We start from the raw sequence: 14762 nt of genomic DNA on the forward strand, positions 1-14762 counted from the left end.
GGAGATCGTCCAGCCCTGTGTACTGCCGTTACCTTGTTTGCAGCCATACGTCGCAAAGATGATCAATGTTGGGGTGATTCGGCTGTAACCTGATTAACACAGCGCCGTTTCCCGTGAGCCTTCTGGTTCATCAGCCATATCAGCCGCGCAGCATCCAGCGGTGCTGCGCCGTCTGGTTGTCGTTGTTGGCCGTTTGCGCCTTTGGTCGTCGATGCCTAGCCACGCCAGCATGTGACTGGGCAACAAGAAGGGCTCGCAAAAATCCGTGTGAACGGAAATCGCCTCATCCGGCGAGGAACGCAACGGAACGGTCCCGCCTTCCGCCGGTTGATAACCGGACAGCCTGGGAGGAACACGATGCCTTACGCACTGTTCGATCGCGACAGACGCATCGGTGAATCTGCTTCGACGGAACTGGATGTCTGGAAGGCAGCACTGCGAGCGGGCCTCGTTTCAGATCTTCCGGTTGCCGACGAGCAGGGTGGTCAGGTCTTGCCACGCGGCCTTCATGTGAAGCGGGTGGACCAAGATTTTGCGCAGCGGCCGGAATCTCCTGACCGCAATTTTGTGAAGCCGGTGCTCGAAGGGGGCCGGAACCCGGCATAGCGTTGACGCCGGTTCCAGAGCCCATGGCCTCTGAGTGACGCTCAGCCCGGGAGCGACGGTTTCGTGAACGACGGTCGCGGAAAGTTCGGCCCTCCGCATACCGGGTTAAACGGATGGAGTGCCCGGACCACGCACGGAACAGGCTGTGGGAGAAATATGTCTTGCGTTACAGCATAATATGGGTTTCTTTCGAGCAAAGATGATCTTCACGGAGAACAAAAATGACGGCTCCATCATCAAAGGGTGTGGCCGAAGGCGATCTGCGTCTGGTTGCGCTCTCGCTTATTTCTGAGGCGCCCCGTCATGGTTACGATATCATCCAAACGATCGAAAAAATGACGGCCGACTGGTTCTTGCCGAGCCCCAACGTCGTTCATCCGATGCTGGCTGGTCTTGTGGAATCGGGTCATCTGACCGCATCCGCCGATCCCCCGAGGCTTTTTACCATCACCGACGAAGGCCGCGCCGATCTCGAGCGGAATCGTGATCGCGCTGATGCCGTCCTTAACCGGCTGAAGGCGCTGGGTGATCGCGTCAACCGCTGGCGGCATGCCCTTGGAATGGCGGAAAGGCTGAAGGATGCGGACGCGGACGCCACAGAAGGCCTGTTGGATGTCCTCGCACGCGCGGCCATGCCGCGAAAATAAGCTCCTGCGCGGATGTGAGACGACACAAGCGTAGTCAACCTCTGCTTCGGAAAGAAACCGGCAGCGGAGATGGATGTAGCTGCGGTTCGTGAGACGGGGTGAAGCGAGCCGGCTTCGGCCGCTCAAGATGCGCATCGCGATCTCATCAAAGCCCGGTCAACAGTTTCGTCGACGTCGCGGCGGCCGTTAGTGAGTTTCGGTCGACGGCCCGCCTATCCCTGGTCGGAAATCAGCTCAGGCCGATGGTCGGAGTTGTCGAGAACTGGCGGAGGCGGCTTTCGGCGTTGCCGACGACTCGTCGAGAAGGCGTGTGCTGTCTCTCAAGAATGAACCATGAGTTGCGAGAGTGCTCCGTGTCTCATGGAATCTCGATGATCCGTCATTGCTAGGCTTGACCTGCAATCCGTTTTCTCCGGAGAAGAGACACAGGTCAGAGCGGTCGGAAGCGACGTCATTCTTTGAACCGGCTATGCCCGCCGATGGCGCCGGAGTAGCGCCCGGTCGGCAACCAACTCCGCAGAGTTATACCGGCTTTGATGGAATCAAAGCCGGCTCTAGCTGTTTTGTTTTGACGCTTTTTCTTGACGCGAACCGGCACCGATCCTTGGGACAAGCCAAGGGACATGCTTCGTGCGAAAACGCTATAGAACGGGATAGCCGACGGTGAAGCGCTTCAATGCGTCATGGCCAGGCTAAAAGCACGAAGGGTGTCTTCGCGCAGACGTCTCCGCCGTTTAGGGCTTTGGGATTCATATTTCTAAATTGGGATTCATATTTCTAAAACGTCAATGCCCGGCACAAGGCCGGGCATGACGACTCAATCAAACTTTCCCCGCCCTACTCTCTCTGCAGGGTATGCGTGAAGTACCACAGCGTTCCATTGAGCACCATCGCACCCAGGATATTGCCGATTGTGACCGGGATCTGATTCCAAACCCACCACTCGTAGATGCTCACGTTGGCACCCGAGAGGATCGCGGTCGGGAACAGCCACATGTTGACCACGGTGTGCTCGAAGCCCAGAGCAAAGAACATCCCGATCGGGATCCACATCAGTACTACCCGGCCCACGGTGCTGCGGGTGGCTTTGGACATGACGGACCCCAGGCTCACCAGCCAGTTACAAAGCACGCCCTTGCCAATGGCGGCGCACCAGCCGATGGCGCCGTAATGGATATAGCTCACCTTGGACTCGGCGGTCTTGGCGATAACTTTGAGCATGCCGTCCGGCTCGATGGCCCCGCCCTTGGTCAATGAGAACCACAGCAGCCAGCCGAAGAATATGCCCCCCGCCAGGTTGCCGATCATAGTCCATGTCCAGTTGCGAACCAACTGGAACGGCGTAATCGTCCCGGCGTACATGCCGATGGGCATCGTCGCGAAGCTGCCGGTCGCCATCTCCAGGCCGAGGAAGCTCAACGTGACGTAGCCAGCCGGGAACACAAGTCCGGCCACTGCGAGCGGTATGCCTGCCGCGACCATCGCGAAGGTCACGCAGGCTCCGTAGGCCAGAAACGGCGTACATAGAAAGCCGCGAATGAGAAGATGGATGGTACCGAATTTGGCTTTCTTGGCCGCATCAGCTGCAATCGCGGCCCCCATCTCCGACGGCGGTACCGTTTCGATTACAACGCTGGCGTTCGCATAATCGGCCATTGCGTTCCCCCCTGTATTTGATTTTTCCGATCACCGCCGTTTAGGCAGCCCCGTTATCGCGCAAATGCATATCAGATATCTGCATATCGTGCAACGGTGCGTCCTGATCTGCGCGCGAGATTTCGCACACCGTCACTTCACAGGTGTGGGGGAGGGCGCGATCGACCGCGCAAGCGCAACGCGTGCAGAAAATCGCGAGCGACGCTGCAAAGCAGCGTCGCTGCCGATCTTGCTTGTTCGGATGGAGGACCGATTAGTCCGTCATGGTTTCAATCTGCTCGTTGAACCAGTCCAGATCTTTTTTCCAGCCGGCATTGTCCGGCGCGCGCATGACAACCCGCTCCATGGCGGCTTGTCCCTGCCGCAGCGCCGTCAGCGCATTGTCGCGGTCATCCGATCGACGATACATCTCCGCAAGATGCCCCTGGCTCACCGCAACGCTGCGCTGCAAGTCGACGTTGCCAGGGTCGGCGAGGGACAGCCGCTCGAGAATCGTGAGCCCGTCGTTAAACGATTTCAGCGCCTCATCCGAATTGCCCTGCGCTTCCAGCGCTTCGCCGATACGAGCGTAGGATACCGTAAGATCGCGCTGCCAGCCGACGTTGCCGGGGTCGCTTTGTGCCAGCCGCTCTCTGATCGCAAACGCGTTGCGGTAGGCCTTCAGTGCCTCGCCCACGTCGCCCTGCGCTTCCAGCGCGTCGCCGATACAATCGTGCGACACCGACAGACTGCGTTGCCAGCCGGCGTTGCTGGGGTCGTTGCGCACCAGCCGCTCTCTGATCGCAAGCCCGGCGCGGAAGGATTTTAGTGCCTCGGGCAGATTGCCTTGCGCCAACAGCACGTCGCCGACTTTCTCGTGGGACACCGACAGATCGCGCTGCCATCCGGCATTGCCCGGGTGGGCTTGCGCCAGCCGCTCAGCAATTTCGAGCTGGTCCTGGAAGGCCTTCAGTGCATCGGCCATATTATCCTGGGCCATCAGCACGTCGCCGAGACGATCGTAGGAAACCGCCAGGCCGCGTTGCCAATCAATATTATCGGGGTCTGCGTTTGCCAGCCGCATTCTGATCGTCAGCCCTTCATGGAAGGACTTCAACGCGTCGGGCAGGCTGCTCTGCGCCACATGCACGTCGCCGATCTTGGCGTGAGAAACTGAGATATCGCGCTGCCAGCCGGGGTTGTCGGGCTCGGCGCGCGCCAGCTGCTGGGCGATCTCAAGTCCTGTGCGGAATGCTTTCAACGCATCAGCCAGCTTGCCCTGCGCCACCAACACGTCGCCGACACGGTCATGAGAGAGAGACAGACTGCGTTGCCAGCTGGTGTTGTCGGGATGGGCCTTCGCCAGCCGCTCTTTGATTGTGAGCCCGTCGCGCAAGACCTCCAACGCCTCGGGCAGTTTGCCCTGCGCCATCAGCACTTCGCCGACGCGATCATAGGACAGCGTCCGATCGCGCTGCCAGTGGTTGTCGTCGTTGTCGGCAGCGCGCGCCAGCTGCTCGGTGATCTCGAGCTGGCTGCGGAAGGCTTCCAGGGCCTCAGGCAGCTTGCCCTGCGCCATCAACGCTTCGCCGACCTTTTCGTACGACAGTGACAGACCGACCTGCAGGTCCGCATTGTCGGGGTCGGCCTTCGCCAGCCGCTCGGCGGCCGTGAGCTGGTTGCGGAAGGATTCCAGCGCCTCCGGCAGCTTGCCCTGCACCGCCAGCACGTCGCCGATCTTCTCGTGCGACAGCGACAGATCGCGCTGCCGCTCGGCGTTGCCGGAGTCGGCGCTCGCCAGCCGCTCCCTGATCGCGAGCCCGTCGCGGAAGGATTTCAGCGCCTCGGGCAGCTTGCCCTGTGCCACCAGCACGTCGCCGATGCGATCATGTGAAACCGACAGATCGCGCTGCCAGCCAGCGTTGTGGGGATCGGTACGAAGCAGCTGCTCGAACGCTCCTTCGATCGCATTCAAGACGATCAAGCGGGCATCGGGAGGCATGTGCCGTCCGACCGCTTCATCGAGATTGAAAAGAAAGCGCTCAGCTACGTGCGCGCGGACAGAATTGTCGGGGTTGTCAAGCAAACGGCTAATCTCTTGCGCCGCGCTGGCCGGCGTGCCTGTCGCCGGCGAAATCATGACGTCGGCGAGCGCGCGCGTGGCGCCCTGCAGCTCCGCCTCGCTCAACGATGAATCGCCATAATACTGGGCAGCGCGGGTGTTGTCCTTGCTTGCCAGCAGGTGGACCATGGTTTCACTTGCGCGCAGCCTGTCGTCCGGCGTCAGGGTCAGAAGGTGATCGGCGATCAACAGGTGCAGTTGGGAATTGGAGAGGCGCAGCGCCGCGAGACGCGAGCGGGCGGCAGCCTGCGCCTGGGCGTGGTTGAAATTCCACTGCGCAAGATCGCCATGCTGGTGAATCTGGCCGCGGAACATGCGACGTAGCGCAGCGAAACGCTTCTCATCCCAAGGCTCGCCGCTGACCTGCGGCAGCAATTGACGAAAATCGCTCTCTCGCCATCCCGTGCGGCTCGCGGAAATGAGGCCGATAAAGCCCGACGCAACGGCGGCGCCTAACTGTTGGGCGGCGCTGTCGAACGTTGCGCGATAGAGGCGTAGAATGTCGGTCGGCATGCCCCCGACGCTGTCCATCATCGCATTTTGCAGACGTTCCGCCGGTTCACCGGAATATTCGCGCTGCATGTCGGCGAAATGCTCGGTGTCGAGCAACTCCAGTTCCTCGAGCGCGAGCACCAGCCACAAGGGGTTGCCCCACGCCGGCGCACCCGCATGCTTCTTCGCGAGAAGCGCATCAATCACCGACGGCGCCAACTCGCGGTGATTGCGCTTGCATACGGCACCAATGATGCTGCTCGCCTCGGTCAGGTCCAGCGGCGGCAGAGTCAACGATTCCACGCCTGGACGTTCGGCCAGCGCCTTGGAGGCACCGCCGGCGATGGCGGTTGCGACGAGCCGCGCATTGATCGGCCACGGCCGCGGCAGCCAGGTCGTAAACTTTCCGCGCGGGGTCTTCGTGAACTGGTCAAGCGCGTCTATCAGGATAACCACGCGGCGCTGTGACGACATCCGCGCGAGCAGCGAGGCGAAAGCCCTCTCGACAATCTCCGGGTCGATATTCGCGGCGAGGTCAACGTCGCCGACCCCGAGCGCGCCGCCGAGTTCGGCGATCCAGCGGCGCAGCATGGCATCGACCGACGAGGCCTGCGGACTGGCGCCGGCGGCGTGCGCGAGAACAAAAGCGTCGGTCTCCTTCATGCGGCGGAGAAGTTCGCCGAACAGCGCGCTCTTGCCCGAACCCGGATCGCCGGTAATGCAGATACCCCATGACGCGGTTTCTTTTATGGGGGAAAGGTCTTTCGCGGGAGAGAAACAGAGGTCGGTGACACGCGCGATGACCGACTGCCTGCCAACGAAGTCGCGGGCGCGATCGCTGGCAAAGGCTTCGAGCGAGCTGCGCTCCGCCTGCATGCCCTCGATCGTGCTGCTAACGGATACCGGACGCGATTGCGACATCGTGGAGACCTCACTGAACAACTGATTTTATAGCATCGTCATGGAATTGGACAAATCCGGCAGCTTCGTCGCGACCAACCAGGAGACATTCAGATGGAAGCCACGCTGGAACGGTGACAGCGCGGTGTGCAGGCCGTAACGCGGGTGAGCGCCGAGCAAGACTTGTAGGAGCTTTCCAAGTCAAGCACTATTTCGCGGCATTCTTCATTCTCTTAACTCCCAGTTTCGGTTTGACCTGGAAATCCGTTTCTTGCTCCTTCTCCAGCGTTGGGAAGCTGGCGTGAAGGTGGTTGTCAAGGTCTGCCGCCACTCTGGGTTAACCTCATGCCCGGTCGCCTGCCGGTGCTGGAACGGGCTCGAGCAGGTCAGCTGGCCCGCTGTCGCGGAATGTCTCGAGCCGGCAGCGGAACACACGCGCCGCGGTCCGCGCATAGGTGGGTTCCCCGGTGTCAGCGTACTGATCCGACAAACCGGTCGTTCCGGATGGTCGGGCCGCCCGTAACGGGCTTTCGGAAGCGTCCGGAGACTAAAAGCCCCGTCCCCTCGTTATCGCCGCGTCGAGCAGCTTCTGCGCATTTTCGACAGCCTGCCTGAAGATTTCGGCCTCTTCCTCCAAAGACATTCCGGTCATTGTGGAGTTTTTCAGATCACGGAGGCAGTTGTCGCGGAGCATCATGAGAGAATCGTCATCCAGAAGATGCCCGCTGAGGACATACCGGATCAGCTGCGCCGTAAAATTCTCAAACACAAGCGTGATCATACCCGCTTGGGCTGCGCTGCGAGTTGCATTTTGGAGGATCTGCTTATCATCCATCGCGTCGCTTCATCTGTTTGCGCTGGAGAGAAAGGAGCTTGCCGTTCGGGCGTGCCTTTCGGAGCCATGGGTGCAAGCTGGTGGCGGCATGAAGGGGCAAGGCGGGGTTATCTATAGGGACTCGTAGTACTCGATGCACTTCGCGCCTCTGCCGAAGGCGAAACGCTTGCAACGAGACTAGCCTTTCCCGGCTCATCCAGCCACCAGCTTTTTTGCAGACCAGCTGCGACCGGGCTTTGCCTTATGCTTCTACGGAAGGCAGTCCCGGCTCGCATCGATTGTGAGCCCGCCGTTCAATCGCGTTTCGGCACCAAGCTGTCATTGTCTCGATGTCGGGTTTCAGACGCGTAGCTGAATCTCCGGCGAAGGCCATAAAGTCACCGAGGTTTTGCGTGGAAACACCGATGAGAAGCGGGATATCGGCGATCAGGGCCTCGGCAATGACCGCTCGCAGCCCCCGGCCCTGTGCTTCTTCCCGGCCAAACTTGTTGATGACCACCAGATCGACATGTTCAAGCACCGCGCGCTCGATCCAGGCGTCGATGCGCGCGAAGGCGTCCTGATCGAGCCGGCAGCCCCTTGCTTCGTTGCCGCGGTCCAGCGAGATCTTGACCTCGTCACCGCACAACAGATCCTTGACATACATGTCGCATCGACGCCGGCCTTCCCGGTGCGGGTTTGACTGGACGACGCCACCGAGCTTGTAACCGGAGGCGACCAGAGCGGCAGCGCATTGAGCTATCAGAGCATCCCTGACGAGACCGTCATCGTAAGCCACCACCCCGATCGGCCTCAGGCCGGGGTCCGTATGCTCGGCAGAAATTTGGGGAGCAGGGCGCCGCTCCATCGTTCCCTCTTCTGCATCAGCCATGTCTTGCATTCTTGATCGCTGCTCGGGGTGTCTGTCTGCGGCTTCGTTCAATCTCAGGCGCGCTGTCTCCGGCGCGGAAAACCGCAGTTGCATATTCAGGGCGGCGTTACGGTCCATTCTGCAGAAAATAATCAACAGAATGGCGTAGTTGAGTAAGTGAAACTGACCTGGAGCGGCATGTCAAGCGCACCCATTTCAAGGCGATGGCAGGCTCCGCACCGGATTGCGCGGCGCCAGAGGGCACCGAATCCGGCTTGCCGAGCCGATAGCGGAATGGGACGTTGGCGATCAGTCCGTCTCACCGGGGTTTTCCGTGAAAACAGCCATCACTGAACTGTTCGGCATCCAGCATCCGATTGTGCAGGGCGGCATGCATTACGTCGGCTTTGCGGAACTGGCCTCCGCAGTCTCGAATGCGGGCGGTCTCGGCATCATCACCGGATTGACCCAGAAGACGCCGGATCTGCTGGCGAAGGAAATCGCGCGCTGCCGTGGCATGACCGATAAGCCGTTCGGCGTGAACCTGACGTTTCTTCCCGCGTTTACCGCGCCGCCATATCCCGAATACATCCGCGCGATCGTGGAAGGCGGCATCAGGATCGTCGAGACGGCGGGTCGCAACCCGGAGCAGTACATGCCCGCGCTGAAGGCAGCCGGCATCAAGGTGATTCACAAATGCACCTCGGTGCGGCACGCGCTGAAAGCGGAACAGATCGGTTGCGATGCGATCAGCGTCGACGGCTTCGAGTGCGGCGGTCACCCCGGCGAGGACGACATGCCGAACATGATCCTGCTCCCCCGCGCCGCGGACGAACTCAAGATTCCGTTCGTGGCGTCGGGTGGCATGGCGGACGCGCGCAGCCTGGTCGCCGCGCTGGCTCTGGGTGCTGCCGGCATGAACATGGGCACACGCTTCATCGCGACGAAAGAAGCGCCGGTGCATGAGAACGTGAAGAAGGCGCTGGTTGCGGCCACCGAACTCGACACCCGGCTGATTATGCGCGCGCTGCGCAATACCGAGCGCGTACTCAACAACCGCAAGGTCGAGAGGTTGATCGAGATCGAGCGGGAAAAAGGCGAAAGCCTCAAGATCGCCGACATCATAGAGGAGGTCGCCGGCGTCTATCCCAAGGTGATGATCGAGGGCGACATGGATGCCGGCGCCTGGAGCTGCGGCATGACCGTGGGGCTGATCCACGACGTGCCAAGCTGCAAGGAGCTGATCGACCGCATCATGCTGGAGGCCGAGCGCATCGTCCGCCAGAGGTTGACGGGCTTGCTCGACGGATAGAGCGTTTTCGAGCGAAGTGGGTGCCGGTTCGCGTGAAGAAAACGCGTCAATTCAAAATCACGGAGCCTCGCTTCTGATTTCATCAGAAGCGAAAAGGCTCCAGCCGGCGTAAAGCGAACTGCGGAAATGAAATCGTTGGGTGGTTGCCGCGCTTTCAAAAGCGTCAGCCGTCGCGGCCGATATGTTTGTGGCGTATGCGGCGCACGACCGACCAGATCGACAGCGCCGCCACCGGAATGAAGGCTGCGGTCAGATAGCCCGGCTCGATCGGGACCAACCCGGACTCGTGGAGCGCCTTGGCGACATAGCCGAACAGGCTGACCACATAATAAGTGATGGCCGCAACCGACAGTCCCTCGACGGTGGTCTGCAGCCGGAGCTGCATCCGCGTGCGGGCGTTCATCGATTTCAACAGTTCCTGATTCTGCTGTTCGAGCTCGACATCGACGCGCGTGCGCAGCAGGTTCGCCGCGCGCGACAGCTTGAACGACAGGTTCTCCTGACGTGCCTCGGTGGTCACGCAGGTTCGCATCGCCGGCGCCATTCGCCGCGCCAGGAACGACGTCCACGTCGGCAGCCCGGACACCTTGCGTTCGCCGATGGTCGCCAGCCGTTGCTGCACGATCTCGTAATAGGCGCGACTGGCGCCGAAGCGGAATACGCTCGCCGCAGCGCCAGCCTCGACTTCGGCGGCCAGCGCCGTCAGTTCGTCGAGCAGGTGGCGATTGTCGGCGAGATTGCCGTTGTTGCGCATTTTGTCCGTCACTTCGGCGAGCCGTTGCTCGACGGTGCTGATTGAAGGCGCGAGCCGCTGCGCTTCGGGCAGGCCGAGCAAAGCGAGCGTGCGATAGGTTTCGATCTCTATCACGCGTTGCGCCAGCGCGCCGGCGCGATCCGGATTGAGTTTGCGGTCGACTATCAGAATTCGCACGAAGCCGGATGGGTCGGGCTGGAAGTCGGTGGCGTAGATCGCCGCGCCGTCGCTGTTTTCGGCAAGCGCGAGACTGTTGCGATCGAACAGCCGCTCCGGCGGTTGGACGGCGGGTCCGTCGGCAAGGACGTGCATATCGATGGCGACAATAAGCGGACCGGGTTGCGGCACGAGTTGCATCGGGGCAGCGAGCGCCGAGGCTGCTGGATGAAACGGAATTCCGTCAGGTTGGGAGGGTAGCTCCCAGGTATAGGTCGTGAATTCGGAATGCTGCTCCCATCGCAGTACGGTAGTGCCCAACGTGACGCGATAGTGCCGCTCAGCAAAGGTCGGCACCGGCAGACCGCGCGCCGAACAGAATGCCGCGAGATGGTCGCGATCGGCCTGGGCCCGCTCGCCGGCCGTATCGAACGCGAAATGCAGGATTCGAGCGGGAACGGACAGCGCCGTAAATGGCCGCGCATGCAGCTCACCCAGAATCGCGGTCCGCAGCGGATGCGGCGTCAGCCGGGCGGCCTCTCCGTCCCCAATCGAGACTTCCGCGGTCATGCGATTCTCTCCGGCGATGCGTTGCCAATAGGAGCAATGAAGTGAACTTCTGAACTATCACTAGTTGTAGCGACGTGGTGATGACGTGCGCAACGTCATTGCATCACGCGACGCTCCTGATAAGCCGATAACGATTGTCAATCAACGGCGATGCCGCCGGTGGCAGGCGTCACGGAAGCAAGCGTGACGTTAATCTTCAATAATGCGGCGGCGGTTCGTTGGCGGGGCCGGGCCGTGCGGCTTCGGATTCCCGCAAGCGCTCGCCGAACTCGGCAACCTGCCGCGTCAACGTGTCGATCTGCTTCCATTGCGCGGTGACGGCCTGGTTCAGGGTTTCGATGGTCTCTTCCTGATAGGTCAGACGCGTCTCCAGCGCTTCGATGCGATCTGCGAAAGTCTTGTCAGTCATCGCCGGGCGCTCCGTCCATGAACCGAGCCGCGCACCGGGATTCTTTCAGCCCATGATTGAGCGCGATTCGGTCGTCGAACACAAAACATTTGCCCTGCCAGCGGCTTTCGCTCTCAGGAATGCCTTCGAGGTATTTCAGGATGCCGCCCTTGAGGTGATAGACCTCCTTGAAGCCGCGGGACAGCAGATACGAACTTGCCTTTTCGCAGCGAATGCCGCCGGTGCAGAACATCGCAATCCTGCGATGCCTGTCAGGATCGAGCTTTTGCGTGACGAAATCCTTGAACTCGCCGAACCGCGCGAGTTGGGGATCAACCGCGCCTTCGAAGCTGCCCATCGCCACCTCGAAGGCATTGCGGGTATCGATGAGAAGCGTGTCGGGCGCGGCGATCAGGTCGTTCCAGTTCTTCGGTTCGACATAGATGCCGACAGCGCGGGTCGGATCAGTTGCTGGGTCGCCGAGCGTCACGATCTCTTTCTTGAGCCGAACCTTCAGCCGCGCGAAAGGCATCACTGATGCCTGCGAGAATTTCAGCTCGAGATTGTCGAGCCGGCCGGAGAACAGCAGGCCGGTCTGCAATTCCGTAACCACTGCATCGATGGCTTCCGCCGCGCCGGCGACGGTGCCGTTGATACCTTCTTCGGCGAGCAGGATCGTGCCCTTGACGGAACGCCCGGCGCAAAACGCGCGCAGCGGCTCGCGCAACTCGCGAAAATCCGGCAGCGATGCAAATTGGTAGAGAGCGGCGACCTTGAGCATGGCGCGGGTTTATCAGCCCGCGTCGCATCGCGAAACCCATGCGTTGATGGGGTAGATGTCGTTTTTTCTGTCGCCGGCTTCCGCGTGCGGATTGATCACCCCAACTGCGCCGCGATAAGTGGCCTTTGCGCACGACCAAGTCCCCACCAAGACGCTAAGCCCAAAAAAAATGGACCGGCCCCCGCAGGACCGGTCCATTCACGTCAACATTACCTCAGATCAGCTCAGATCAAAGATTTTTGTTGGCGGCAGCCGCTGCCTTGTCGACAGCGTCCTTGGTCGCTTCTTTGGCATCGCCAAGCGCTTTCTGGCCTTTGCCCTTCACCTCCTGGATTGCGCCTTCACCCTGAAGCCTGTCAGATCCGACAGCCTCGCCGATGCCCTGTTTAGCCTTGCCAATTGCTTCGTTGGCGGTTCCCTTGATCTTGTCCGTAGTCGAACCCATAAGTCGTCTCCTTTGCGTTGAGCGTCCGCCGAACAACGCGCCGGGCTCTGAAGGGTTCCTGCTGCGGCAAAAGGAGTGATCCGGTCACCTGACTCGAGAAAGTTCCGGATAAGGAAAGTTCATGAGCGGACTGCACGATGCAATCCGCTCATGATGGAGTTGATACTAGGCGGCTCTGACTGTTGCGAGGAAGTTTTCGACCTCCAGCTTGAGGCGATCGGTATTGTTGCTCAGCGACTTTGCCGCCGCCAGGGCCTGAGTAGAGGCGCTGCCGGTCGCGGACGCTCCATTGCTGACCTCGATGATATTGGAGGAAACTTCCGAGGTTCCAGCCGCAGCCTGCTGGACGTTGCGGGATATCTCCTGTGTTGCAGACGCCTGTTCTTCGACTGCTGAGGCGATCGTCGCGGAAATCTCTGCGATCCTGCCGATGACAACACCGATTTCCTTCACGTTAACGACGGAGTCATCCGTCGCCGTCTGAATGCTTGCGATCTGCTGACCGATTTCGGCGGTCGCCTTCGCGGTCTGCTCGGCCAAGGCCTTTACCTCGGACGCCACCACCGCGAAGCCGCGGCCGGCCTCGCCTGCGCGAGCGGCCTCGATCGTTGCATTGAGCGCCAAAAGGTTGGTCTGGCTGGCAATCGTGTTGATGAGTTCAATCACGTCTCCGATCTTGGTGGATGCCTGCGACAGCGAAGTGATCCGCTGGTCGGCACTATGTGCCTTTTGCGCTGCTTCGCTCGCGATCCTCGACGCTTCCTGGACCTGCCGGCTGATTTCATTGACGGACGCTGCCATCTCCTCGCTGGCCGAGGCCACAGACTGAACGTTGACCGTTGCTTCCTCGGAGGCCGCGGCCACAGCGGATGAAAGCTGGTGGGTCTGCTCGGCTGTCCGGGTCAGAGAGGTCGCTGAACCTTCGAGTTGGGTCGCGGCCGAGGATACCGTCTGGATCACTTCGCCGACTGCCGCCTCGAAACTGTCGGCGAGCTTGTGCATGTCCGCCTTGCGCTGCTGGGCAGCAAGTTGATCCTGCTGCATCTTGGCTTCCGCTTCGTCGCGCGCTTTTTCCTCGGCCTTGACTTTGAAGGTCTCGACCGCACGCGCCATGTCGCCCATCTCGTCCTGGCGGTCGAGTCCGGGCAGGATCACGCCGAAGTTGCCTTTTGCGAGTTCACCCATCGCTCCCGTCAGCGCAGCCAACGGTCGCAGGATCCGCGAGAACGCAATCCAGAAGCTGACCAGCGCCAGAGCGAGACAGCCGAGCAATATCAGTCCGGCGGTGATCAGTTTGGACGAGCTGTTTGCGGCTTCGTTGGTCGCTTCCTGGTCAGCCGCTTCACCAACCGCGTCGGCGAGGCGAAGAATCGAATTGATTGCGGTAGTCGCCCGCGCAACGTAGTCGTTGCCGCTGATCGTGTACTCACCCGTCTCGGCCGTCGCGAGCACGCTGTCGCGTGTCTGGCCGTAGACCTGGAAATAATCGGTCTCGACGCCCGTGATCGCATCCGCGACTTTTTTCGGCAGGTCGGTGCGCATCCGGAGCGGTGAGATCGTGTCCCATGCCAACTCCACATTTCCGCGGAAACGAGCGATGGTCCGGAAGCCGCTGGTGGGGACCTTGGCGCGCGAGCCAACCATCCCTCCGAGGAATGCGCGCTCCCTTCCGGCATTCTCCGCCATCTGCGCAGTCAAATGGCGCAAGCTGACCAATTGCGTCAGAGCCGGGGTTGGCGGACGCGTCAGCGTTTCCAATGTCAGTCGCAGCTTGTTGCCAGAGAGGTCGATCAGCTTGGTAATTGCTGGTGAGAAGCCGTCAACGACGTCCGGGCTCCGCTCCGATCCCCGTTTCGGAAGATTCTCATCGAGCCTCGTGCGAAAGCCGACGAATGACTGGAACGTGCTCTCGGCCTCCGAGATCTGCGTCCCTGCAGATTTCATCGACGGAATCCCGTGCAGCAGTTGAGCGGCTTCCGTGAATGAGCGATCGGCGGTTTGCCGCGCGGTGGCAATCTTGGGACGAAGTTCGGGAGGGAGGGCATCGGGTGACTTCAGTGGCGCGTTCGTAAGGCCGCGCTCGACCGCCCATTGCCCCGCGCTTTGCAATAGCAATTGCGAGATGTGGTTTACTTCGAGAAATGCTTCGGATTTCTGCCGCTGTTCGTACGCCTGATAGGCCGCAATTCCGGCGGAAAGGGCGCCTATCATGACAAGCCCGGAGACGATCGCAGGAAGAGTAACGCTTATCTTCGCCTTCATTTTTTGG

The 14762-nt window shown here is 60.8% G+C and carries 12 protein-coding genes; 3 read left to right on the forward strand and 9 right to left on the reverse strand.

The genetic code is table 11. The features are described from left to right. Positions 1–357: 357 nt before the first annotated feature. Together ACSZOQ_RS01275 and ACSZOQ_RS01280 are read left to right on the forward strand one after the other, a co-directional pair. Positions 358–606 (forward strand): hypothetical protein, encoded by a 249-nt coding sequence (locus tag ACSZOQ_RS01275; RefSeq protein WP_439924309.1) that lies wholly within the window; start codon positions 358–360, stop codon positions 604–606. A 221-nt stretch (positions 607–827) separates the two neighbouring features. Further along, positions 828–1253, forward strand: a complete 426-nt coding sequence (locus ACSZOQ_RS01280) for a PadR family transcriptional regulator (protein WP_439924310.1) — start codon at positions 828–830, stop codon at positions 1251–1253. Positions 1254–2090: 837 nt separating this feature from the next. Here ACSZOQ_RS01280 and ACSZOQ_RS01285 read toward each other — a convergent pair. The 4 genes from ACSZOQ_RS01285 to ACSZOQ_RS01300 form a co-directional block, all read right to left on the reverse strand. Continuing rightward, a complete protein-coding gene (locus ACSZOQ_RS01285; protein WP_439924311.1) occupies positions 2091–2909 on the reverse strand; it encodes a formate/nitrite transporter family protein in 819 nt (272 codons plus the stop codon). 253 nt (positions 2910–3162) lie between these two features. After that, positions 3163–6423, reverse strand: coding sequence for a tetratricopeptide repeat protein (locus tag ACSZOQ_RS01290; RefSeq protein WP_439924312.1), 3261 nt, complete (start codon positions 6421–6423; stop codon positions 3163–3165). A 526-nt stretch (positions 6424–6949) separates the two neighbouring features. Then, positions 6950–7237, reverse strand: a complete 288-nt coding sequence (locus tag ACSZOQ_RS01295) for a hypothetical protein (RefSeq protein ID WP_439924313.1) — start codon at positions 7235–7237, stop codon at positions 6950–6952. Between the two features lie 241 nt (positions 7238–7478). Then, positions 7479–8243, reverse strand: coding sequence for a DUF2478 domain-containing protein (locus tag ACSZOQ_RS01300; protein ID WP_439924314.1), 765 nt, complete (start codon positions 8241–8243; stop codon positions 7479–7481). Positions 8244–8421: 178 nt separating this feature from the next. Here ACSZOQ_RS01300 and ACSZOQ_RS01305 point away from each other — a divergent pair, with 178 nt between their 5' ends. Then, positions 8422–9399, forward strand: coding sequence for an NAD(P)H-dependent flavin oxidoreductase (locus tag ACSZOQ_RS01305; protein ID WP_439924315.1), 978 nt, complete (start codon positions 8422–8424; stop codon positions 9397–9399). A 163-nt stretch (positions 9400–9562) separates the two neighbouring features. Here ACSZOQ_RS01305 and ACSZOQ_RS01310 read toward each other — a convergent pair whose 3' ends face one another. The 5 genes from ACSZOQ_RS01310 to ACSZOQ_RS01330 all read right to left on the reverse strand — a co-directional run bounded on the left by ACSZOQ_RS01310 (position 9563) and on the right by ACSZOQ_RS01330 (position 14755). Next, on the reverse strand, positions 9563–10879 hold the full coding sequence (locus ACSZOQ_RS01310) for a DUF3422 family protein (protein ID WP_439924316.1): 1317 nt from the start codon (positions 10877–10879) through the stop codon (positions 9563–9565). A gap of 196 nt (positions 10880–11075) precedes the next feature. After that, positions 11076–11288 carry a SlyX family protein gene (locus tag ACSZOQ_RS01315; RefSeq protein ID WP_439924317.1) on the reverse strand — a complete coding sequence of 71 codons (213 nt, stop codon included), beginning with the start codon at positions 11286–11288 and terminating at the stop codon, positions 11076–11078. Beyond that, on the reverse strand, positions 11281–12048 hold the full coding sequence (gene trhO, locus ACSZOQ_RS01320; RefSeq protein WP_439924318.1) for an oxygen-dependent tRNA uridine(34) hydroxylase TrhO: 768 nt from the start codon (positions 12046–12048) through the stop codon (positions 11281–11283). The genes ACSZOQ_RS01315 and trhO overlap by 8 nt, the downstream gene beginning before the upstream one ends. A gap of 229 nt (positions 12049–12277) precedes the next feature. After that, positions 12278–12493, reverse strand: a complete 216-nt coding sequence (locus ACSZOQ_RS01325; RefSeq protein ID WP_439924319.1) for a CsbD family protein — start codon at positions 12491–12493, stop codon at positions 12278–12280. Between the two features lie 165 nt (positions 12494–12658). Next, on the reverse strand, positions 12659–14755 hold the full coding sequence (locus ACSZOQ_RS01330; protein WP_439924320.1) for a methyl-accepting chemotaxis protein: 2097 nt from the start codon (positions 14753–14755) through the stop codon (positions 12659–12661). Between the last annotated feature and the right edge of the window lie 7 nt (positions 14756–14762).

This window comes from Nitrobacter sp. JJSN, assembly GCF_051912485.1.
Classification (GTDB): domain Bacteria; phylum Pseudomonadota; class Alphaproteobacteria; order Rhizobiales; family Xanthobacteraceae; genus Nitrobacter.